The sequence below is a fragment of the Denitrobaculum tricleocarpae genome, from assembly GCF_007004665.1.
Classification (GTDB): domain Bacteria; phylum Pseudomonadota; class Alphaproteobacteria; order Kiloniellales; family Kiloniellaceae; genus Denitrobaculum; species Denitrobaculum tricleocarpae.
Genome location: NZ_ML660057.1, coordinates 51,226 through 73,733 on the forward strand (window position 1 = coordinate 51,226; position 22,508 = coordinate 73,733).

The following is a 22,508-nucleotide window of genomic DNA, read 5'->3' on the forward strand; positions in this document are numbered from 1 at the left end:
GGGAATAGGAGTTCTCAACCTAGTCCCAACAGGCACCGAAAAATGCAGCGGCCCACGAGTGATGAATGGCTTCCGGGTCGATGCCCGGACTGGGTTGCAGGAAATCTGCGCAGTTCACCAAGGTGTTGAAGCAGGCCCGCCGCTCACGTCAAACAGCGGCGTCCAGAGAGATCATTGGTTTCCGTCAGCAGGATCTTCACGGCAGTCGGAAATCTCAGACCGCTTTTCCTCCAACTGTTCGAAAGCAGCGCAAATCAGGAGCAGCGAAAGCGGCAGCCCCCCGGGCTTGGCGGCGGGCTCCCGCAGTTCTGCCATCATCAGGCCTGCGTTACGAATGACGTCATGCCAGGACGCAAGCGTGCGAAAGTACCAGGGCATCGACGTCCAGTCCTGATTCTTAAAGGCGGAAAAGTCTTCGCGACGCCACGCGTCCAGGTAATGCCCCTCTCGCGATAGCGCCCAGGGATGCAGTGTCTGAATAACGATCCGTCCCCCGGCTGAGAGGTAAGGCCGTATCGCCTCAAGAAGCCTGGACGCCTCTTCATCGAAAAGGGCATAGTTGAAGGCAATAACATCGAAACTCTCATCGAATCCGGCGCGCCTCTCCACCAACTCACGGTAATCGACAACTTGGTAGCGGCCATCAGGATCAGCCTGGCGGGCGTCCGCGATAAGCTGAGCCGAGCCGTCAATCCCAAGCGCATGGCAACCCGTGCGCTTGACGATCCGCCGGACCAGCCAGCCCTCGCCACAGCCAACGTCGAGAAAACTTTGCGGTTTCCGGCAGCAAATCGCCTCGACAATGGCGTCGTCGGTCCCGGCGCCCCGGCTTGGGATCAGCCCTTCCCGAACGGCTCTGGTCCAGTTTTCGGCGTTCTTGCTCCAGGACGAGGCCAGTGCCTCCCTTTGATCCATATCCTGCCTCTGTGCGCCCAATCGGCCCGCCCCCTCTCCTCCGGGAATGGCCATAAATCAGTCGTTCGCCCTCACCTTGACATAGGACCCCGGCGCGTCCTCGATCACCGGCAGCTTTCCCTCTCCCGGAATCCGCGGTGACGTCTTCTTCGTGCCTGACTTCTTGGAAAGCCAGCTATGCCAATCCGGCCACCAGGAGCCTTCATGCCGCTCCGCGCCCTCGAACCAGTCTTCCTTGCTCTTTGGCTTCTTGGCATTGATCCAATGGCAGTACTTGTTCGCCGCGGGGGGATTAACGATCCCCGCGATGTGACCTGAAGCCCCCAGAACGAACCGGACAGGTCCCCCCAGCAGAGAAGTCGCCGGGTACGAGGATCCCCAGGGCGCAATATGGTCCTCCTTGGTGGCAAGAAAATATGTCGGGATCTTGATCTTTGAGATGTCGATCGGCGTATCGTCCAGAACCATTCCACCGGGTTCTTTCAGAAGATTTTCCTGATAAACCTTGCGCAGGTAGTAGGACAACATCGAAGCCGGCAGGCGCGTGGAGTCCGAGTTCCAATACAGCAGGTCGAACGGCATGGCGTCGCGGCCCAGGAGATAATTGTTCACCACGAATGACCAGATCAGATCGTTCTCGCGCATCATGTTGAAGATCTGCGCCAGATGATGGGCCTCGAGGTAACCGGTTTCCTCCATGTGGCGATCCATCGCCGCCAGTTGCTCGTCGTCGATAAAGACACTGACCTCGCCGATGTCCTGCAGATCGACCATGGTCGCCAGCAGGGTCGCGGACGCCACGCGGTCATCTCCTTTTTCGGCCATGTACGCCAATGTGGAAACGGTCAGGATACCGCCGATACAAAAACCGAGAACGTTGATCTTGCTCTCGCCGGTCGCCTGCTCGATGGCATCGATCGCGGCTATTGGCCCTTCCAGCATGTAGTCGCTGAAGGACTTGTTCGCGAGTTCCTTGCGGGGATTGACCCATGAGATGACGAAGAGCGTGTAGCCCTGGTCCACGGCCCACTTGATCAGGCTGTTTTTAGGCTGCAGGTCGAGCACGTAGAACTTGTTGATCCAGGGCGGCACGAAGAGCAATGGGCGTTTGTAGACTGTCTCTGTGCTGGGCGCATACTGTATGAGCTGCATGAGGTCGTTCTGAAAAACCACCTTGCCCGGCGTCACCGCGACATTCTTACCGACCTCGAACTTGGACTCATCGGTCATGGAGATCGCGAGACGGCCATCCCCCTTCTCCAGATCTGAAAGCAGGTTCTGCAGTCCGGACATGAGGTTCTCACCACCGGTATCCATGGTTTTCTTAAGGACGGCCGGATTGGTCATGGCGAAGTTGGTGGGCGAGAGCGCGCTCAGATACTGCCGGGTATAGAAATCAACCTTTTCCTTGCTCTTGGGATCAATGCCTTCGACGTCGCGCACGAGGGACTGCGCCCAGCGCGAGGACAACAGATAACTCTGCTTGATGAAGTCGAACAGCAGATCTTCGCTCCATTCATTCGCCTTAAAGCGCCGGTCTCCACCGGTGGGCTCGATAACCGGATCAACCTTTTCTCCCATCATGCGGCGGTTCGTGCTCTGCCAGAGCGCAATATTCTCCTGCATCAGCTTGGACTGGGCTTCCATCATCTTGGCGGGGTCGCTCCAAAGGGCCGCCGACATCTCCAGAAAGGCTTTGCCGACCGATACGGGGTCCGTGACCTGGAACCCCTGCTCGCTCTGATGCTCCCAAAAGGCTTGAACGACCCGTTGACTCCGTTCAGCAAGCTCGTTCCAGCGTTCCGCGGCCTCTGCCTGCCCGGTCAAAACCTGCTGCAATTGTTCGAAGCCGTCGCCATCCTTAGCGCCACCGGAAGTCTTGTCGGCTTGCTCACTCACGTTTCTCTCCCCGTTTGATCTGAATTGCCCGCTCGTCCCGACCGGCCAAGACTTCAAGTGGGCTGATGCCCCGTTTGAATAGGTTATAGCACCCGCCTGCCCTTCGCCGCGACCGGTTATTGATTTGCGGGAACATGGATCTTTTAAGCGGCTGCAAACTTACAGCGATATCTACGATTCGGTGCAGACTACTTCGGATAGTGTTCAGGCGCTCAGCTTACTGCCAAACACGAGTATTCACAAAACACTCACCCGCCAAAACACCAAAACACTGCTCCGCTGCACAGGAGATAGGCAAAAAAATCAAATACCGGAGCAAACATAAACCCCAAGTCAAAAACTGTTACTTCTTTATCGTTTGTGCTAATATTCCTGTTCGGCGCCCGGACTGGTCAACGTTCAAGGGCCAAAGCACATGTACGTAGAGATCCTCACATGCATACGGCTCCCCAATTATGATAGGGCGTATGAAGAACCGGGCAATTGCGCCTGTGGTTACGAGTCATCTCTCCGCGGTGTCAACACACCTTTGAAGCCATGACGTAAATGTCCACGACAGACAGGCAGTCATCATAAAAACGTACGAACAGAAAAGGAGTCACGCGGACATCCAAGCGGGGACGGATGTGCGTCAAGGATTCCAAATGAAAAATGAAAGAGGGAAGTATTATGAATGAAGATGTCGCAGAGACCTGGGACCTCATTGTCGAAATCATAACCACCTACGGCCTCGATGTCGTCGGCGGCATTATTATACTGATCATTGGTTGGATGTTCGCCGGCTGGGCGTCGCGAACCGTCGATAAGCTGCTGGGCAAAAGCCCGCGCATGGACGAAACCCTGCGCAAGTTTTTCGCCAGCATTGTCCGCTACGCAGTCATCATCTTTACGGTGGTCGCCGTTCTCAGTCAGTTCGGTGTCGAGACCACAAGCTTTATCGCCGTCCTGGGCGCCATGGGTCTCGCGATCGGCCTGGCACTGCAGGGAACGCTGGGCCACGTCGCGTCCGGCGTCATGCTCTTGATGTTCCGTCCCTTTAAGATCGGCGACTTCATCGATGGCGGCGGCGTAACCGGGACGGTCGAGGCGATCTCGCTCTTCACGACGACCATGAACACCCCGGACAACGTTCACATCATCGTCCCCAACGGCCAGCTTTGGGACACGGCGATCAAGAACTTCAGCCACAACGCCAACCGCCGTGTCGACATGGTGATGGGTATCGGATACGGCGACAGCATCGATGACGCCATGAAGGCCATCCTGGAAATTGCCGAGGCGGACTCCCGGGTTCACAAGGACCCCGCGCCGATGGTCGCCGTCGGAGAGCTCGCCGACAGTTCGGTCAACATCATCGTGCGTGTATGGTGCAGCGCCGGAGATTACTGGGGCGTGAAATTCGATATGACCAAGGCCATGAAGCAGCGCTTCGACGCCGACGGCATTTCGATTCCCTTCCCCCAACGCGACGTTCATCTCATCAATTCGAGCGACGCCGCTTAAGCCGTCAGGTCTTGAGCAATGCCGGGCGCGATTCCCGTGCCCGGCATTGCGCTCTAAAACCGTAGGCCCGGGGTCTACTGGGCGACAGCACCATCACCGTCCGGATTTCTTTGACCGCGCCCGCCTTTCTTGCGCCGGTCGTCTTTGGACAGAACCCCGTCGCCATTTCTGTCATGACGTTCCACCGCATTGGCAAAAGGCTCCAGAAACTCGCCCGCCGTGACGATGGCATCACCATCTTCATCGAGGCGCTGGAAACGGTCCACCATGCGTGAGCGGTTCATCTCCATCCAAAAGACCTGAAATTCCTCAAGGCTCAGTGTGCCGTCATTGTCGCTGTCGTACTGGGCAAGCTGCTGCTGCCGGCCGGTATCAATTTCGGCCTGCGTGAGAGAGCCATCCTCGTTCGCATCGAAGGACTGCATCATACGCCGCATCATCTTCCGACCTTTAGCGCGCTGTCCTCCGAAGTGACCGCCCTGGCCGTGTGCATAGGCCACGGAACCGCCTTTCGAACCGCCGTAACCGCTCCAGCGATCGTGCGCATTGCTGAGACCCGCACCGGCCAGACCGAGCACAAGAACCAGGCTCACGCCGGCAACGGAAAGCTTTGTCGTTCTTTTCATGATCATCCTCTGAGTTGAAAACTTCGATGACACCAATCTAGGGATAGGATGTCGCAGAAGTTTGTCATCGGAATCGGGAAATCGTCGCAGACTGTGGCGAATCTGGCGCTTGAGACACTTTGATACACTTTTTTCCGGAAACCGCAGATTTCCTGGGTCATATTAGTCCAATCACAACCTGATCGCATGGAGCCCATGGAGCCGACACCGCATATATTGATCGTCGACGACCACGAGGAGATTCGCAGCCTGCTCGCGAAGTATCTGCGCAAGCACAGTTACCGGGTCACGGCTGCCGATGGCGGAACAGCCATGAAGCGGGCTCTGCAGGACAGCGCCATTGACCTTGTCGTCCTGGATATCATGATGCCAGGTGAAGACGGCCTCTCCCTCTGCAGCTCCCTGCGCGCCACCAGCGACATACCCGTCATTCTGCTCACGGCAATGGCGGAAGAAACCGACCGGGTGATCGGGCTGGAAATCGGTGCCGACGACTATCTGACCAAACCCTTCAACCCGAGAGAACTCCTTGCCCGCATCAAAGCCGTGCTGCGTCGATCGCAGAGCCTGCCGCGGCAGCGGGAGAAGCCGGTGGAAAGCCGTCTCTCCTTCGACCGCTGGCACCTGAGCACCGAACAGCGCGAACTGATTGACGGCGCCGATGTCGTCACGCCTCTCAGCACGGCTGAATTTGCGTTGCTGATGGCGTTCTTAGATCATCCCAGGCGCGTCCTGAGCCGCGAGCAGCTTTTGGATCTCACGCAAGGCAGAGAAGCCAAATCCTTTGACCGCAGCATCGACAATCAAGTCAGCCGGCTGCGAAAAAAAATTGAGATCGACCCCAAGACCCCCCGGCTCATCAAAACAGTCTGGGGCGGCGGCTACACCTTCGCCAGTGATGTGACACGTTCATGAAACGCCTCTTCCCCCAAAGCCTCGCAGGGCAGATGATCGTGCTTTTGTTGCTGGCGCTTGTCGTCTCGCACGTGGTCAGCGCCTTTATTTTCGAAGACGAGCGGCGCGCATCCGTACGGAACGCCGTGCGTGAAGAAGCCATCACCGCGATTGCGACCTCGACCAAATTGCTGCTGGATACGCCTGTGGAAGCCCGTAAGCGCGTGGTCCGGCAGGTGAGCTCCCGCCGCCTGCGCTACTGGTTCTCCAATGCAAGCGCAATTGGACCGGACCGCGAGCTGCGCCTCTCCCTCAAGGACCGCGACCGCTTGGCGGGCCTGCTGGAGAATGCGGTTCCTGAGGTCCAGGTCGCGGTGACCGAAAGGCCCCGCTTCTTCCGCTGGGCGAAGCAGCAAAGAAAACGCGATCTCGCAGGGGATCAATGGGCTGAGCGCGACCGCGGCGATAAACCGAGGAAGGACCATACCCACGACTGGCCCGGACCGCCCGGCTTCGGGTTGCTTGCTTCCATGCGCCTGCCGGACGGTTCCTGGTTGAATGCCGCAACCGTTGTTCCCGGGGCTGCGACCGCATGGCAATGGCCGGCCCTTGTCTCAATGGTCGTCATGGCGGTCTTGATTGCATTGATTGCCGTGGTGATGGCGCGACGCATTGCCCGCCCCGTGACGCGTCTGGTCACGGCGGCGGACCGTTTTGGCCGGGGCGAGGACTTCCCCCCGTTGCCCGAGGACGGACCACCGGAGTTGCGCCGGATGACGGCCTCGTTCAATGCCATGCGCACGCGCCTGCAGCGCTACGTGGAAGACAAGACCCGTTTGCTCGCCGCGGTCTCGCACGACTTGCGGACACCCATCACGTCCATGCGTCTGCGCGCGGAATTTATCGAAAACGAAGAAACCCGGATGAAGATGATCGAAGCCCTTGAGGAGATGGAGCGCATCACCGACGCGACGCTCGCTTTTGCACGGGAAGACGCGGTGCAGGAAGACACCCGCACCTTGGACCTTGCCGCGCTTCTTGGGAGCCTCTGCGATGATTTGCGCGATCTCGGGAAAGAGGTTGAGTGCGCGCCGGGCGAACGGCTGCCCTACCCCTGCCGGCCGGTCGCATTGAAGCGCGCATTACGCAATCTCATTGAAAACGCGGTCATCTACGGCGACCGGGCACGCGTCCGCATCGAGCGCAGCGAAGACAGTCTGTCGATCGTCATTGAGGATGACGGTCCCGGCATCCCGGAAGAGGCTTTTGAACGGGTCTTTAAACCTTTTGAGCGCATGGAAGAGTCCCGCAATCGCGAAACGGGCGGCATCGGGCTTGGTTTATCGATCGCGCGCTCCATACTCCGCAGTCACGGGGGCGACGTTACGCTGCGTAACCGGCCAGCGCGTAACCAGTCTGCGCATAACCGTTCTCCCGGCGGCCTCACCGCAACCGCCTCACTTCCCAAGATATAGAACAATTTAGACAAATCCCGGCTTTAACGGTTTGTTGGTTTGATCGGACAAAACTGTCCGGCAATTCGGCAGTGGCATTGAGGATACGCGACGGTCCCTTCGCCATCACGTCCTAACGGGCGGTCGCGCAAAGCATTGGAAAATATGATAGAGCCGTGGGTTGGAACGTTCGTCCGAAAGACGCGCAAGTACTCTGGGATGTCATATGCGGACAATTTGGACAGAGCCCGACCGGATTCGAACTGCGCGCAGGAAGAGGGCGCGATGTTTCAAAACAGGCGCGAAAGCGCCAGCCGAATTGAGATAAGTTGCGTTGGCGCGGATTTTGCGATATCTGTCCGGCCAGGATGGCTTTACGGCTTTTGACGGAGTCGGAGCAAAGAACTTAAACACCCATACGGGTTGTGCGATTTCTTTTGATACACGCGCAAAAGGTGTTTAAAATTTGCCTTGAACTGGCGGGCCATCGTTTAGATGTAGTGGTGGTGCCATATTGAAGACACGTTCACGCACTAGCGTGCGCAGGTCTTCAAGGGCTGGCGCTGAGCCGGTTGTATGTCTGGTAATTTTACGAGGAATTTTTCGTCCATGGGCGATTACGCGTTTAATCACACATCTCTCCTGCTCGACCTGTGCGCTGCCGTGCGCGGCACAACAAAAGAGCATGGCGTTAAACTGTCCGACGATGGCGGTGAACTGATGCGTGTCCTGGATAATTATCTGGCATTTGCCAACGACGAAGGTTTCATCGACTCCGCAGATCAACTCAAGCGGACTGGGTCCTGAAGCCAGGAAAGCGGGAACGCCGCAGGTACGGCAACACCACGAAGCCGATCACGCTCCCCTGCGGATCGACATCTCCATTCTCCTCCGCTCTTTCGATGCTGAGAGACATTTCTGTTCGGAAATCTGTCATGAGCTGAAGCGGAAATTGCTTTTCGGCTTGGTTCCGAACCAGGGTTTCTGTCATCCTTTACCAAATTGCCGGGTGATGCAGCGGCACCTTCTGACGCTGCCAGGGAATCGGCAAGCGGACGGGAGAAAAAGGAATGTCGCTGGCTTCGGAAACGCGGGCTGACGGTGCTGCCGGGGGGTACCATCCTCTCGACGGCGGGACCCTGCCGGATTATCTCGCAAAGCTTGAGAACTGCGCTTCGATATTGGGCGGCAACCCAAGCGAATGGCACGTCGATGAAGTCGGTGACGGAAATCTCAATCTTGTTTTCATTGTGCGTGGAGCCAGCGGTTCTCTGGTGGCAAAGCAGGCTTTGCCCTATGTCCGGCTGGTCGGCGAGAGCTGGCCCCTGCCCCTCAAGCGCGCTTTCTTCGAACATGAAGCCCTGATCACACAGATCGACTGCGTGCCGGACCTGGTCCCTGCGGTCCACCACTACGACGATGTCATGGCCCTGACGGTCATGGAACATCTGACACCGCACATCATTCTGCGCAAAGGTCTAATCGCCGGAAATCTCTATCCGAAGCTGGCGGAGCAGATCTCGGAGTTCATGGCACAGACTCTCTTCAAAACCTCTGACCTCTATCTTTCAGCCAAGGAAAAGAAACAGCGCAACGCCGTCTTTTGCGACAACGATGCCCTCTGCAAAATCACCGAGGATCTGGTCTTCACAGACCCGTACCGCGTGGCGGAGCTCAATCGTTGGACCAGTCCGCAGCTGGACGATACCGCAGCACGGTTCCGTAACGATGCAGAGCTCAAGGTCGCCGTGCAGTCGCTCAAAGAAGCCTTCATGGGGCGCGCAGAAGCCCTGATCCACGGTGATCTCCACTCAGGCTCCATTATGGTGACTGAGACGGAAACCAAGGTCATCGATCCGGAATTCGCGTTTTACGGCCCCCGCGGGTTTGATGTCGGCGCAGTGATCGGCAACCTTTTCCTGGCTTACTTCTCTCAGCCCGGCCATGCCGGCAACGGCCAGGACCGCGTTGCATACGGCGAGTGGATTCTCACCCAGATCGGCGAGATCTGGGAGCGTTTTCAAAGCAGATTCCTGCAGCTTTGGGAAAGCCAGGGACAAGGCGATGCCTATGTCGCGGGTCTCTTTGAGGAGCTGGACAGCGCAGCCGCATTCGCCGCCTATCGGCGGACTTACCTGCAGGACCTGTTTCACGATTCTCTCGGCTTTGCAGGCGCCAAGATGATCCGCCGCATTTTGGGCCTTGCGCACGTCGAAGACCTCGAATCCATAGAAGATCCGGATCGGCGCGCCGCCTGTGAGACCAAGGCTCTGGCCTTGGGCCGGATCCTGATCGTCGATCGCAAGACATACGAGAACATGGCATCTGTGATAAGCTATGCCAGGCAACTCCAGGGAGGCGACGAAGAATGAATGTCGAGGGCAAAGCCTACCGCACGATCTGGCTCGCGCAGGACGGTAAGACGGTCGAAATTATCGACCAGACGAAACTGCCTCATGAATTCACGACCGTTCGCTTGAGCAACCTTGAAGACGCGGCGCGAGCGATCCGTGACATGCTCGTGCGCGGTGCGCCCCTTATCGGGGCCACAGCAGCCTATGGCGTCTGCGTCGCGCTGGAAGATGACGCATCCGATGCCCGTATTGCCCAGGTATACGAAACCCTCCTGTCCACCCGGCCAACTGCGGTCAATCTGCGCTGGGCGCTCGATGACATGCGCGCCCGCTTGCTGGCCCTGCCGCGCGAACAGCGGCAGCGCGCAGCTTACCGCAGGGCCGCGGAGATCTGCGATGAGGACGTCGAGATCTGCAGCTCCATCGGCGACCACGGCCGGGACCTGATTTCAGGGCTTTGGGAGGCCAAAGACCGCAAAGGCGTGATCAACCTGCTGACGCACTGCAATGCGGGGTGGCTGGCAACCGTCGACTGGGGAACCGCCATCGCCCCGATCTACAAGGCGCACGATGCCGGCATTCCCGTCCATGTCTGGGTTGACGAAACCCGCCCGCGCAACCAGGGCGCCAGCCTCACGGCATGGGAACTTGGGCGCCACGGTGTCCCGCACACGGTTATCGTCGATAACGTGGGCGGTCACCTGATGCAGCACGGCCAGGTCGATGCCTGCATCGTCGGTACGGACCGGACAACGGCGGGCGGAGACGTCTGCAACAAGATCGGAACTTATCTGAAAGCCCTGGCCGCGGACGCCAACAGCGTCCCCTTCTACGTCGCCCTGCCTAGCCCCACGATCGACTGGACCATTGAAGACGGCCTGCGCGATATTCCGATCGAGCAGCGGGACGCAAGCGAAGTCTCCCACATCACGGGGCGCACAGACCAGGGTGATGTCGCGACTGTAAAGCTGACCCCGGATGGGAGCCCCGCGGCAAACTATGCTTTCGACGTGACGCCGGCGCGCTATGTTACAGGCCTGATCACCGAACGCGGCGTCTGTGCTGCATCGCGCGACGGCCTGGAGGCCCTCTTCCCGGAACGGAAAACGCTGAGCGCCTGATTGCCCGAGTACGTTCTCAATCTGGCCACCAGCAACACCGCGGCCCCTCCCCAAACCAGCACTTGGAGCTGACTGTCATGCGGACTGATAAACGCGGCATACCTCTGACAACCGACAGCGATGCTGCAGCGGAAGCCTACGACGAGACGATCCAGGGTTATCTGGAATTCCGGCTCTCGGCCACGGCCTCGATGAAAAAACTTCTGGAAGCAGATCCCGATTTCGCCATGGGTCACTGTCTCAAGGGTTTTCTGCTGTCGGGCTTCCATTCGGTCACGTTGCGCGAAAAGATCGGCGAGTGTCTGGCGGCGGCTGAGACGGCGTCGGCGAACGCCACCTGGCGGGAGAAAGCGAGCATTGCCGCATTGGGAGCGCTCCACCGGGGCGACCCCCGAAGCGCCTGTATGATCTGGGACGAAATTCTGGTCGAGCACCCGCGCGACATTCTCTCGGCACGCTTGCACCACCACAATTCCTTCTGGCTCGGCCGGAATACCGGAATGCGGGACGGCGCGGCACGGCTGCAATCGTCTTGGGACGAGTCGGTCCCGGGTTACGGCTTCCTGCTTGGGATGCACGCCTTCGGACTTGAGGAAAGTGGCGACTATGGCGCCGCCGAAATCGCCGCCCGCCGGGCGATGGAACTCAACAGCGATGATCTCTGGGCCGTGCATGCACTGGGGCACGTCTACGAAATGCAAGAAAGGCTGGACGAGGGCCTGGATCTTCTGACCGTACCCGAGGAGGCCTGGGCCGACCGTAATCCGATGAAAGAGCATCTCTACTGGCACCTGGCCATGTTCGCACTGGAAGCGGGAGATACAGACCGCGTACTCGCGCTCTATGACACAGCCTTCTACGCGGAGCCGACGGATTTTTACCTCGACGTCCAGAATGCGGTTTCGATGCTTTTACGGCTCGAGCTGCGCGGCGTTGATGTGGGCGATCGCTGGGATACGATCGCAAATATCTGCTCGGGCAAAATCGGCGATCACGTCTTGCCCTTCACCGACACCCACGTGATGATCGCCCTCGCCCGGCGCGGGTACGACATGGATATCGCGCGGCTGACGACCTCCCTGTTCGAATTCGCCTCAACCGAGGGCAACGTCGCCGCCGGAACCATGGGCAGCCTCACGCTCCCACTCTGCGAAGCCATCGCAGCCTATTTCAAAGGCGACTACCGGCGCTGCATCGAACGTATGTTGCCCATCCGCCTGGATTACGCCCGTATCGGCGCAAGTCATGCGCAGCGGGATATTTTTGCACAGATTCTGATCGATGCCGCCATGAAGGGTGGCGAGCTCAAACTGGCCAGGGGACTTCTGTCAGAACGCTTGGCGCTCCGCCCCCGCAACGGTGACAGCTGGGCAAAATTCTCAGAAGTTCTCGCGGGGCTTGGTGAGACCTATGATGCTGGCAATGCCCGTCAACGCGCCGCTGAGGCCTTTCACTGATCCAAAGCCAAGGGAAGAACGGCAAGAGATCTAGAGACGTCCGCTGATCCGGTCGGGATTTGTCAGGACACGCGCTCCAGACGGGTGGCCAAACGCCGGTCCGAGGGAAAGACGGCCTTGACCGTTGTGCCCAGTCCCAAGGCGCTGTCGATCTCAAACTGGCCACCGTGGAGCTTGATCAAAGCCTTCACGATCGGAAGCCCCAGCCCGGTTCCAGGATGATTGCGTGAAAGCGGGTTTGCGACTTGACCGAAGGGCTGCATGACACGGGTCAAATCGTCTTCGTCAATGCCGATGCCCGTGTCGCGAATGGTGAGAATGATGCCCTCCGACCAGGCGTCCTCGACCGCCAGTAGCGCTACATCGCCGGCGTTAGAGAACTTGATGGCATTCGAGAGCAGATTCATCATGATCTGACGTAGCGTACGGCGGTCAGCCCGCATCCAGATCTCATCCTGACCGGTTTGCAGGGAGAGCGTGATGTCAAGCTTTTCCGATTGAGGCCCCATCAGCTTGATGACATCGCGCGCCAGTTCTACAAGATCCAGATCTTCCTCGTGCAGCTCAAACTCACCGGCTTCGATTTTCGAGAGATCAAGCAGATCGTCGATGATATCGAGCAGATGTTCACCGCTCGACAGGATGTCCGAAGCGTACTCCTGGTAACGCGCGTTCCCGATCTTCCCGAAGAGCTCACCTGCAATCACCTGTCCAAAGCCGATAATTGCGTTCAGCGGTGTGCGCAGTTCGTGACTCATGTTTGCAAGGAAGTCGGATTTCGCCTGGTTTGCCTCCTTCGCCTGGTTCAAGGCTTGGATCAGGGCCATCTCGGTCGCTTTCTGCTCAGAGATGTCCTGACAAACCCCGAACAGAGCAGAGACATTGCCATCGGTGTCGAATTCGCAGGAACCGTCGAGCCGAACGTATAGTTCACTCTCGTCATCTCTCACGACACAGATGGAAAAGTCACATTCTGACTTTTCCCTGTAGGTCTGCTCGAGAGTGCTCATAAAAACGTCACGGTCGTGGGGGTGCACGCGGGCCCGCAGCTCCTCAAAGGGGATCGATCTCTTCGCCTCTTCGAAACCGAGCATCCGTGAGAGCTCTGCCGAACACTGCACTGTCTTGGTCTTCACGTTCCAATGCCAATCGCCCAGGCGGGCAATACGTTGCGCTTCGGAGAGTTGGCGTTCGCGATTGCGCTGCCGCGTGGTCTCCCGTGCCATCTCGGCAACCAGAGATTCAACATGCAGCTTGCTCTCCTCCAACTCGGCAACATAATTCCGCAGGTTTGCCTCACTCTTTTTGAGCGCCAGGGAAACCCGGCGGCTGCGTTCCACCGTCAACAGCACGTAGATCAGCAAGAGCAATGCGCCGAGCTCTGCCCACATATCTTTCAGCGTGTCGACCAGCATATCTCCCTGAGATACGGCGAACACGATTTGCCAGGGCACACCGGCCACGTCCCGCTGCATTACCATAAGGTCGGGCGATTTGACCTCGGTCTCAATAAACCTGACGATGCTATCAGGCAGGCTTGCCGGTTTATTGTCCGGCCAACCGCCCGCTCCAGCAGCGTTGCTGCCGGCGGAAGCATGGACAAGAATCTGTCTTTCAGGCCCCAGGAGAAAGATCCGGCCGCTATGCGGAGCTGCTTGCAGCAGATCCTGGGCGAGCGCTTCAAGCCGCAGATCCAATGCGATCACGCCGCGGAACTGGCCACTCTCGTCGATGGGCGCCACAACCGTTGCAACCGGTTCGTTGCGCCGCTGCTCATCACCAGGGAACAACCAAAACTGCTGGCGTTCCGGATTTCTGTCCTGCCTGCCCTCGGCTACCATTGGACCGAGCAGGCTGTCATTGCTGAAATGCCACTCATTCGAATGGACCCAGGGGTAAGTGTATGCGAAGCCCCTAAGTGAGACGTACGAGACCCTGTCGACATATTGTACGGAGGCAACCGAGGATCTGAAGTGCGGACTGAGCCCGGTAGCCAGCTCTATCTCACGGCGCAAAGCGAAGTCGCTACGATCCAATTCGCCAGAAGCGGTCAAATTGCCAAAGTGCTGCGGCGTTTGCCCGGCCGCCAACACCTCGTCCAATGCATAGCCGTCAAAGGCCGTGGAGGGCACCAGTTGGTCGTATAGCGTCTCGTCGCTGCCTTGACCATTGCCTCGCGGATAAGCCGAGCGTAATTCGCGCTCGGTCACCTCGCGCAGCATATGGATATGGTCGCCGGCCCTTTTTGCCACGCCGTTCAGGCTGTTGACCACAGACTCGAAGTCCCGCTGCAGCTCGTCGACGTGGGCGGCCTGACGCTGATGTGCGTCAACCCCCAGAAGCGCGACCGCCGACGCCAGAATCAGCGCAGAAATTGTGTAGGACCTGTGCAAAGTTGACCGTCTGTAAAAATTCGGGGCTTTGCCCTTTTTACACGCCGACCAATGAATAATTAGTTATAAATTTAAGGGAATTTTTGTGTCACGATTCAACTGTTTAGAGCTGTTTTCCGGCTCCAATTCGCTCATTCAGCTCTGCGAACCCGCTCAATTGGTCAAGACACACTTCAGCCTGTTGCCTGCCCTGCCGCAGAAAACAGGTAATGCCGCTCTCATTTACGGGGATGCTTGCGCCATAGACGCGGGTTGCACTTCGCACAGGCACTGCGCCGTACACCGCCTGAACGGCGGGTTACGGCGTGCCAAGCAGGCTCAGGCATTGAAACCTGAGCCGTTTCGGAGCGTTATGCGCGCGCCGCTTTACCAGCAGCCGCAGTCTCGCCGGCACTCTGGCCCTGCACACCGCCCTTTTGCGCAGCCGACTGAACAGCACGCGCGGCCTTCACACTCTCAAGCCGCCGACAGTTGCCGCCGAAGTTGGCACCTGCTTCAATCGATAGGATCTGATGAATGACATCGCCGGTCATATGCGCCGTTTTCGAGATGTTAATGGTCGGCGCTTCAACCTGACCATTCACCGTGCCGCTTATGTTGATGGTATCGGCCTGGATGGAGCCCTTGATATTTGCGCCGGGGCTCACGGTAACCGTGCGGGAGCGGATATCACCCTCCACAACGCCATCGACCTGGATGTCGCCTGCACTCTCCAGATCCCCAATCACGCGCAAGTCCGCGTTGATAACCGACGGGGTACCACTGCTGCTGCGTTGTGCAGCAGGTGCCGGGTTCGGCGTGGCGGTTGTTTGCTCTGCCTTGGGTTGATTGGTTTTCGACTGTTCGACTTTCGACTGGTCCACTTTCGCTTCCCCTGACTTTTCGCCTCGTGAAAACATTGTATGGTCTCCTCCCCATTCCTCGAAATTTACACCTCTCCCGTGCTCCGGGTCCAGTGCTCCAGGTCCAGTTCATTAGATTTGGCCCAGCCGGAACGGCGTCCCGTCAGTGCGACCCCTTTCTTTCGAAGCAGTCGTGATTCGTCACCGGCGCAAATCTTGAAGCGAACCTTCAACGACAATAATGACCAATTTCCGCAGAATCTGTGTCATCTCTGTGAACTGCTACAATCATCCATGGGTTGCAGCCTCATATCCGCGACGCAGCGGGATGGGACGAATCGGCAAGGGGCACCGCCTCACGCATGAGGTGTGAGGCCGGAAACGTTGAAACATCTGCGGCCAGCTCTTGCCGCCCGGTTGAAATATCTCCTAGGTGAGCAATCTCTGCTGTGGACGACTGGAGGAGTTGTCCTGCTGGTACATTTCTGCGAGCCTAGTGGGGATGAAACAGCAACTACGGCAAGTTTAGGGGCGGAAACCCGGCGCATGAAGCCTTCGATCAGAAGCATCCTTGTCATGGGGATCATAGGGCTGCAGTTCGTTACGGTCTCTGCAATTCTTTTCTCGTCCTATGTAACCACCGAAGCCGTTCTGTTGGGCCACGCCCGACAGATCATGGAAAACGTGGCGTCCGATACAATCGACCGCTCCGAAGACTTTCTGTCGCCGGCACAAACAGCAGCGGATCTGACCCAGCGCTTAGCCGACCACAATGTTCTCAGCAGCGACAACCCAAAGTCGATGGAGCGTTACTTTTTCGAGCAGCTCCGTCTCTATCCGCAGTTTGCCGGCATTTACTTCGGATCTACCGATGGTAGTTTTTTCTATGTGAAACGAGACGATGAATTCGCACAGGGCGGCTATCGGACAAAGATCATCACCCGCGACGGCGAAGACCGGACTGTCGAGCTCCTGTGGCGCGATTCAGAATATGTGGAAACCGGACGCAACCGCGATCTCGAAGACACTTTTGATCCCAGAACCCGCCCTTGGTTCAAGAAAGCGCTGGCGACACGTGATTTGGTGTGGACGAATCCCTACATCTTTTTCACATCACGCCAACCGGGGATTACAACAGCCGCGCCGGTTCTCGACTCTGAAGGCACCATCAAGGGCGTCGTCGGCGTGGACATCGAAATCACCGAGATCTCGACCTTTCTGGCACGACTTAAAATCGGCAACTCCGGATCTGCCTTCATTCTGAACGAAAACAGTGATGTCATTGCATTTCCGGATGCAGACAAGATCAAAAAGCCGATCTCAGACAGCTCGGAAGGCCTGCGGTTCACGCGCATCGAAGAGCTCGACGACGAACTCAGCCGCGCCGCATACGAATCCCTTCAGCGTTCAGGGAATGTATCTGACCTGCAATCGCAGCAGTTTACGACTTACGACGTTGGTGAAGAGACTTACCATGCGGTCTTTGCACCTTTCAAAAACTCCAACTGGCCCTGGATCATCGCCATCCACGTTCCCGAGAACGACTTCCTGGGCGAGATCAAAGACAATCAGATATTTAACGTTTACCTGGCCATGGCGATTGCGGTGATCGCCTGCCTGGTCGGTTTCATGCTGTGGAGATCTATTGCCCGCCCCATAGCGGCCTTGCGCACAAATGCGCTTGCCATCACCAGCGGTGACCTGGACTCGACCAGCGCCGTGCGCAGCCGCTACGCCGAAATCCAGGAAACAGCCGAAGCCTTCAGCCATATGGTGGCGGCACTGAAGCAGCATGAGATTGAAAACAGCGCACTGACGGAAGGGTTGCGCACGTTTTCGCGTGCCGTAGAGCAAAGCCCAACCGCAATCATCATTACCACCGACAACGGCAACATCGAGTACATCAATCCGAGCTTTACCAGCCTGACGGGCTATACGATCGGCGAGGTTTCCGGCCTGCTGCCGCGCGAACTGGTCGGCCAGGAGACCCTGAGCGCGGAGTGCAAGGACCTGCTCTCTGTCGTCACCTCCGGCCGCATCTGGCGCGGGGAACTGAGGCTGAAAACCAAGGCTAATCAGGAAATCTGGTGCGCCATGACCGTATCGCCGGTGCGCAATGCCGAGGGCGGCAAGGGACACTTTATCGCCATTGCGGAAGACATTACCGAGCGCAAGCAAGCCCAGGAGGCCCTGAAGTCGGCGCGCGACGAACTCGAAATCCGGGTCGAGGAGCGCACGCGGGAGCTGCGTGAGGAAATCGCCGACCGTAAGCGGGCCGAGGAGCGCGCCGAGACCGCGAACCGGGTCAAATCGCGCTTCCTGGCAAACATGAGCCATGAACTCAGAACGCCGTTGAATGCGATTATCGGCTTTTCCGATGTGATCCGCAGAGAACTCTTCGGCCCCATGTCCAGCCCGAAATACATGGATTATGCCTGCAACATTCATGAATCAGGCACACATCTGCTTCAATTGATCAACGATACGCTCGATCTCTCCGCCATCGAAGCCGGTAAGCTCGCGCTTCACGAGGAGCGTGTCGATCTCGCCGATGTCTCCGCGGCCGCGAGCCGCCTGATCACCCCCCGGGCCGAGAGCGGCAAGGTCAATATGGAGAGCGTGATCGATCCCGGTCTTCCTTACCTTTTTGCCGATGAGCTCCGGGTAAAACAGATCCTGATCAACCTTTTATCCAACGCCGTTAAATTTACGCCCGAAGGTGGGTCCGTCACCCTGGCGATCACCTACGACGAAACCAATGGCTTCACCATCAAGATAAAAGATACCGGTATCGGCATGGATAAGGCCGGAATCACCATCTCCATGGAAGTCTTCGGCCATGTGACGAACGCCTTCTCGAAAGGACACGAAGGCACGGGCCTCGGCCTGCCGCTCACGCAAAAGCTGGTTCAGGCCCACGACGGCACTCTGGATATCGCAAGCGCCCTGGGTGTCGGAACAACCGTGACGATCCACTTTCCGAGCGAGCGCGCCGTTGCACGCTTCAATAAGACGCTTGAGCCGGAAACACAGGTCTCCGCCGACTGAAAAAAACAGTCTCGCCGCGGCTAAGGGCTCTTTCCCGGTCTTGAGACAAATCCAACAGAAAGACCAGGGTCGGCGCCGCGTTCAGGATTCGTACATCAGTCTGAATAATTAACGGTACTCTAATGTCTTTAAGCGATGCTGCACCAATGGTTTAGGCAAACCTAAAGCATCGAGGACAATCCGTGGCCGAGAAGAAAACGCTCCGTAGTTACCAGGCAGACTACCTTGTGAGCGAATTACAGCCGGAGAAACGCGCAGAAGTAGCGCAAAAGCTCTCGAACAAGCTGAAAACGGGTATGACGCCACTTGAATGCCAGCTCATCTGGGCAATTGCGCGTCAATTGGCGGAGGATGCCGTCGAAGCTGTGCGCGCGGCCCTCGCCGAAAGCGTGGGAAAATGCGCATTTCTGCCCAAAGACATCGGCTACACCCTCGCCCACGATCTGGAATCCGTGGCCATTCCCTTCCTGAAGGTCACCGAAATATTTTCCGAGGACGAACTTATTGAAATCGCGGGAGACGTGTCTGATGCCGTTCGTATTGCCATCGCTGAACGGCAGGATCTGCCGCTTAAAGTGAGTAATCACTTGGCTACGGTTGGGAGTGTTGAAGTCGCCCACGCCCTTGTGCAGAACGAAACCGCCGCGCTCGACGATCATGGCTTTACCAAGATCACAAAACGCTTTGAGTCGCATCAAGATCTCCTGGAGCTTGTTGCCAAGCGCGCGGATCTCTCGCCCAGGATCGCGATGGGCCTGATCAAAAAGGTCTCCAAAACGGCCCGCGAGCAGCTTGAGACGCGCTATGGAATGTCCCCTGACTTCGTGAACGTCCTCGCGCAAGAGGCCGAAAACCACGCGTTGCTTGATCTGGCGGAGTTCAAAACGGCCGCGGAAGCCATGCAATATGCCACGGATCTCAATCAGAAGGGCGAACTGACCCATACCTTTTGCCTCATGGCGATCCGTGGCGGAAACCTGCCATTCTTTGAAGCGGCCATCGCGGTCAGAACCGGCACATCCGTGCAGAACGTGGAGCTGATCCTGCGCGAGGGCAATACTCAGGCGACCAGTCTGCTCTGCACCAAAGCGAGGCTCCCGAGCATGTTGCACCGGGAGATCGTGGAGAAGGTCCGCGACGTAATCGAAGCAAACAATGGCGTTCAGCCGCAAAGTCTGAGCAGTTCGTAACAGGCTGTCTCCTGGCGTGCCGATAGCGGCAGCGTCTCGAGTTACCCCACTATTCTGACTGCCCAGCCTGAAGCATCGCGACCGTGCTTCAAAGCCAGGTCGGGTGGTGCCCCTGCTGCCTGCGTTACCCTGTCAAGCACTTCCAGGTATTTCTCAGTTTAAAGTGTTTCTCAGTTGACGGGGCCAGGCTCCCATCACCCGAGTGTGATTCGCTTTTCGATCGCGGCTCGCGAAAAATAATGAATGTCCGATTCCCACAGTCTGCCGCTTCGTAACCGAGCCGCCCGCCTCGCATCCGCCGTTTTTCTGCTCTCCATTATTCTTTTGAATGGCGTGGCCCACCTCTCGACAGCTGCGGCGCAATCCGTCGATCGTTGGCGCTCGGAATGGCCGAACACTGATTTTGCGATCCATTCCATTGAGTACCGGGAAATTCTGAGCGGCGGTCCCCCAAAAGACGGCATCCCCTCTATCGATAATCCGAAGTTCGTTCCTGTCGCGGCAGTGGGCAACCTGGCGCCCACGGAGCCTGTCGTGGGTCTGGTCATCGCGGGTGAAGCACGCGCCTACCCTTTGCGGATCCTGACCTGGCACGAGATCGTCAATGACGTGATCGGCGGCAAGCCGGTCACGGTGACCTACTGCCCTCTCTGCAACTCAGCGATCGTCTTCGATCGAACGCTCGAAGGCGAGGTCCTGGAGTTCGGAACCACGGGCAAGCTGCGCAACTCGGATCTGGTGATGTATGACCGGACCACGGAAAGCTGGTGGCAGCAATTCCTTGGAGAAGCGATCGTCGGCGAGATGACGGGCAAAAAATTGACAATGCTGCCATCCCGGCTGGAATCCTGGGAGCGTTTCGCTGCCCGCCACCCCGAGGGCTCGGTGCTGGTCCCCAACAACGAAAACCTGCGGTCTTATGGTCAAAACCCCTACGACGGCTACGACAGTTCCACTGTTCCCTTTCTCTATCGCGGCGAGATGCCCGATGGGATCGAGCCGATGGCGCGTGTGGTCGCGGTGGGCAAAAAGGCCTGGAGCATGAAGTTGCTCCGGGAGAGCGGCAAGATCGAAAGCGACGACCTGGTTTTGACCTGGGAAGCGGGCCAAAATTCGGCGCTCGACACTCGAGTCATCGCCAAAGGCCGGGATGTCGGTAATGTGATTGTCCAGCGCCGCGAGAACGACGTTCTGCGCGACGTTCCCTATGACGTCACCTTCGCGTTCGTCTTCCACGCTTTCCATCCCGATGGCGATCTGCGCATCGAGTAGCATTCGGGACGCGTTGTTGTTAGGTTCAGTGTCAACAGTCTTCCCCGAGAGATCATCGAATATTTATGTTTTACGAAACTGCTGAAAATAAGCACGGCCTTCCGCACGACCCCTTCAAAAGCTGCATCGTTCCCCGCCCTATCGGCTGGATTTCGACCGTTGATACGGCGGGCGTGGTCAATCTCGCCCCTTACAGCTTCTTTAACGGCGTCTCGTCAGACCCGCACCTGGTGATGTTTTCGTCAAACGGACGGAAAAACGATGAAGTGAAGGACACAGTGACAAATTGCCGGGAGACCGGAGAGTTCGTCGCGAACATCGCGACCTGGGACCTGAGATCTCAAATGAACATCTCCGCCGGCCAGTATCCGGCTGAGACGGATGAAATGGCACTGGCGGAGCTGGAATCCGAAGCTTCAGTCCTGGTCGCTCCGCCGCGGGTCAAGGCTTCACCGATCCATCTGGAGTGCAAGACCCATCAGATTGTCGAGCTGCCCAGCAATGATCCGCGGGACGCCAACGCGATGGTCATCGGTCAGGTCGTCGGCATTCATATCAATGACAACGTCCTGACCGATGGCTTGATCGACATCTCCAAGGTTCTGCCCATCGCACGGATGGGTTACATGGACTACGCCAAGGTGGAGAGCGTTTTCACCATGCCGCGGCCGAAATAAAGCAAGACAGCCCAATAAGGTTTTCTGCTCGGGTGAGCGCAGTGCTTCGCTCACGCCTGTTCCAGAGGGTAAGTAGCGTGTCCCGAGAGTGGGAAACGGTCGCAATCCAAAGAACAGGAGCTGTCCGCTCGTCGGATCAGGCGTTACGCCGCAGCCCGATCCGACAGATAAAAATCAGTCACCAGGTCGGTCGCAATTTCCGTCGCACCGCAATGGGGGCACTCGACCGACAAACCGAATGAAACAATCAGAAAACTGTGCATTTCAGCACGCTTGTCGCACAGCACGACGTAGCCTTCGCTGAGCTTCGCATCTATGACCACGCCGGTTACTCCCCGCTCGAAATTTCGCGGGACGCGCGGTCCAGGGCATATATTTCCTCGAGCACGCCGAACCACTCATTTGCCCAACAGGCACTGATCGCCGACTCTCTTCCCATGGTCGAGATCATGCTGTGCGCGAGTTCGCTCTGTGCTGATACCCGCCCTTGGTGTTCCCCCGTCTGGAGCTCCGCCAACATCATGTTTCTGCCCCTCCCCATACATTGAAGAATGACGAGAGATTTATACAATTTTCATCTCGATTTCAAATAAATTATTAATTTTTATTTGAATTAATATTAATTAAAATTCAGTTATATAGTTAAATTTTTCCATTTTTATTAATTACATAATTGATTAAACGGCATTTTACTATTTTTATTAAGGTTAATTTGAACCCTGTTTTTATGACGCTGTAATCCACGCTTCCACACAAGAAAACTTTGCGTAGAAACCGGCTTTGTGCGTCATCTGCCACTTGCGTAACGTTACCGACAACACCCATACTTCCCGGCCTTGGTCTCAGCCGAATCAGTCCGCCAG

The 22,508-nt window shown here is 57.4% G+C and carries 17 protein-coding genes; 11 read left to right on the top strand and 6 right to left on the bottom strand.

Annotation, left to right across the window (positions count from 1 at the left end; genetic code table 11):
• Nucleotides 1-171: 171 nt before the first annotated feature.
• Both FKG95_RS17390 and FKG95_RS17395 read right to left on the bottom strand, forming a co-directional pair.
• The gene (locus tag FKG95_RS17390) at nt 172-915 is read right to left on the bottom strand and encodes a class I SAM-dependent methyltransferase (protein WP_142897677.1); all 744 of its coding nucleotides are present in this window, start codon (nt 913-915) and stop codon (nt 172-174) included.
• 57 nt (nt 916-972) lie between these two features.
• Nucleotides 973-2,814 (bottom strand): PHA/PHB synthase family protein, encoded by a 1,842-nt coding sequence (locus FKG95_RS17395; protein ID WP_246116815.1) that lies wholly within the window; start codon nt 2,812-2,814, stop codon nt 973-975.
• A gap of 669 nt (nt 2,815-3,483) precedes the next feature.
• Between FKG95_RS17395 and FKG95_RS17400 the strand changes: the two genes are divergently transcribed.
• Entirely contained in the window at nt 3,484-4,317 is an 834-nt protein-coding gene (locus FKG95_RS17400; protein ID WP_142897678.1) for a mechanosensitive ion channel family protein, read from the top strand.
• 74 nt (nt 4,318-4,391) lie between these two features.
• On the opposite strand, the gene FKG95_RS17405 is transcribed toward FKG95_RS17400, so the two are convergent.
• Nucleotides 4,392-4,943, bottom strand: coding sequence for an EF-hand domain-containing protein (locus FKG95_RS17405; RefSeq protein ID WP_179954149.1), 552 nt, complete (start codon nt 4,941-4,943; stop codon nt 4,392-4,394).
• A gap of 195 nt (nt 4,944-5,138) precedes the next feature.
• Between FKG95_RS17405 and FKG95_RS17410 the strand changes: the two genes are divergently transcribed.
• The 6 genes from FKG95_RS17410 to FKG95_RS17435 all read left to right on the top strand — a co-directional run bounded on the left by FKG95_RS17410 (nt 5,139) and on the right by FKG95_RS17435 (nt 12,223).
• On the top strand, nt 5,139-5,858 hold the full coding sequence (locus FKG95_RS17410; RefSeq protein ID WP_142897680.1) for a response regulator: 720 nt from the start codon (nt 5,139-5,141) through the stop codon (nt 5,856-5,858).
• Nucleotides 5,855-7,312, top strand: coding sequence for an ATP-binding protein (locus FKG95_RS17415; RefSeq protein ID WP_142897681.1), 1,458 nt, complete (start codon nt 5,855-5,857; stop codon nt 7,310-7,312). The genes FKG95_RS17410 and FKG95_RS17415 overlap by 4 nt, the downstream gene beginning before the upstream one ends.
• Nucleotides 7,313-7,900: 588 nt before the next feature.
• Entirely contained in the window at nt 7,901-8,098 is a 198-nt protein-coding gene (locus FKG95_RS17420) for a hypothetical protein (RefSeq protein WP_142897682.1), read from the top strand.
• A gap of 263 nt (nt 8,099-8,361) precedes the next feature.
• A complete protein-coding gene (mtnK, locus tag FKG95_RS17425) occupies nt 8,362-9,663 on the top strand; it encodes an S-methyl-5-thioribose kinase (RefSeq protein ID WP_142897683.1) in 1,302 nt (433 codons plus the stop codon).
• Nucleotides 9,660-10,766, top strand: a complete 1,107-nt coding sequence (gene mtnA, locus FKG95_RS17430) for an S-methyl-5-thioribose-1-phosphate isomerase (RefSeq protein WP_142897684.1) — start codon at nt 9,660-9,662, stop codon at nt 10,764-10,766. The genes mtnK and mtnA overlap by 4 nt, the downstream gene beginning before the upstream one ends.
• Nucleotides 10,767-10,843: 77 nt before the next feature.
• A complete protein-coding gene (locus tag FKG95_RS17435; RefSeq protein ID WP_142897685.1) occupies nt 10,844-12,223 on the top strand; it encodes a tetratricopeptide repeat protein in 1,380 nt (459 codons plus the stop codon).
• Nucleotides 12,224-12,285: 62 nt separating this feature from the next.
• Here the strand turns inward: FKG95_RS17435 and FKG95_RS17440 are convergent, their stop codons facing one another.
• Together FKG95_RS17440 and FKG95_RS17445 are read right to left on the bottom strand one after the other, a co-directional pair.
• The gene (locus FKG95_RS17440; protein ID WP_142897686.1) at nt 12,286-14,616 is read right to left on the bottom strand and encodes an ATP-binding protein; all 2,331 of its coding nucleotides are present in this window, start codon (nt 14,614-14,616) and stop codon (nt 12,286-12,288) included.
• 350 nt (nt 14,617-14,966) lie between these two features.
• On the bottom strand, nt 14,967-15,515 hold the full coding sequence (locus FKG95_RS17445; protein WP_142897687.1) for a bactofilin family protein: 549 nt from the start codon (nt 15,513-15,515) through the stop codon (nt 14,967-14,969).
• 489 nt (nt 15,516-16,004) lie between these two features.
• On the opposite strand from FKG95_RS17445, the gene FKG95_RS17450 reads away from it, so the two are divergent.
• The 4 genes from FKG95_RS17450 (at nt 16,005) to FKG95_RS17465 (ending at nt 21,645) form a co-directional block, all read left to right on the top strand.
• The gene (locus tag FKG95_RS17450) at nt 16,005-18,506 is read left to right on the top strand and encodes an ATP-binding protein (protein ID WP_142897688.1); all 2,502 of its coding nucleotides are present in this window, start codon (nt 16,005-16,007) and stop codon (nt 18,504-18,506) included.
• A 227-nt stretch (nt 18,507-18,733) separates the two neighbouring features.
• Complete coding sequence (locus FKG95_RS17455) at nt 18,734-19,696, top strand: DUF2336 domain-containing protein (RefSeq protein WP_142897689.1); 963 nt, start codon at nt 18,734-18,736, stop codon at nt 19,694-19,696.
• Between the two features lie 243 nt (nt 19,697-19,939).
• On the top strand, nt 19,940-20,968 hold the full coding sequence (locus tag FKG95_RS17460; protein WP_142897690.1) for a DUF3179 domain-containing protein: 1,029 nt from the start codon (nt 19,940-19,942) through the stop codon (nt 20,966-20,968).
• A gap of 65 nt (nt 20,969-21,033) precedes the next feature.
• The gene (locus tag FKG95_RS17465) at nt 21,034-21,645 is read left to right on the top strand and encodes a flavin reductase family protein (RefSeq protein ID WP_142897691.1); all 612 of its coding nucleotides are present in this window, start codon (nt 21,034-21,036) and stop codon (nt 21,643-21,645) included.
• 143 nt (nt 21,646-21,788) lie between these two features.
• Here the strand turns inward: FKG95_RS17465 and FKG95_RS17470 are convergent, their stop codons facing one another.
• Nucleotides 21,789-21,968 (bottom strand): hypothetical protein, encoded by a 180-nt coding sequence (locus FKG95_RS17470; RefSeq protein WP_142897692.1) that lies wholly within the window; start codon nt 21,966-21,968, stop codon nt 21,789-21,791.
• Nucleotides 21,969-22,508 lie beyond the last annotated feature (540 nt).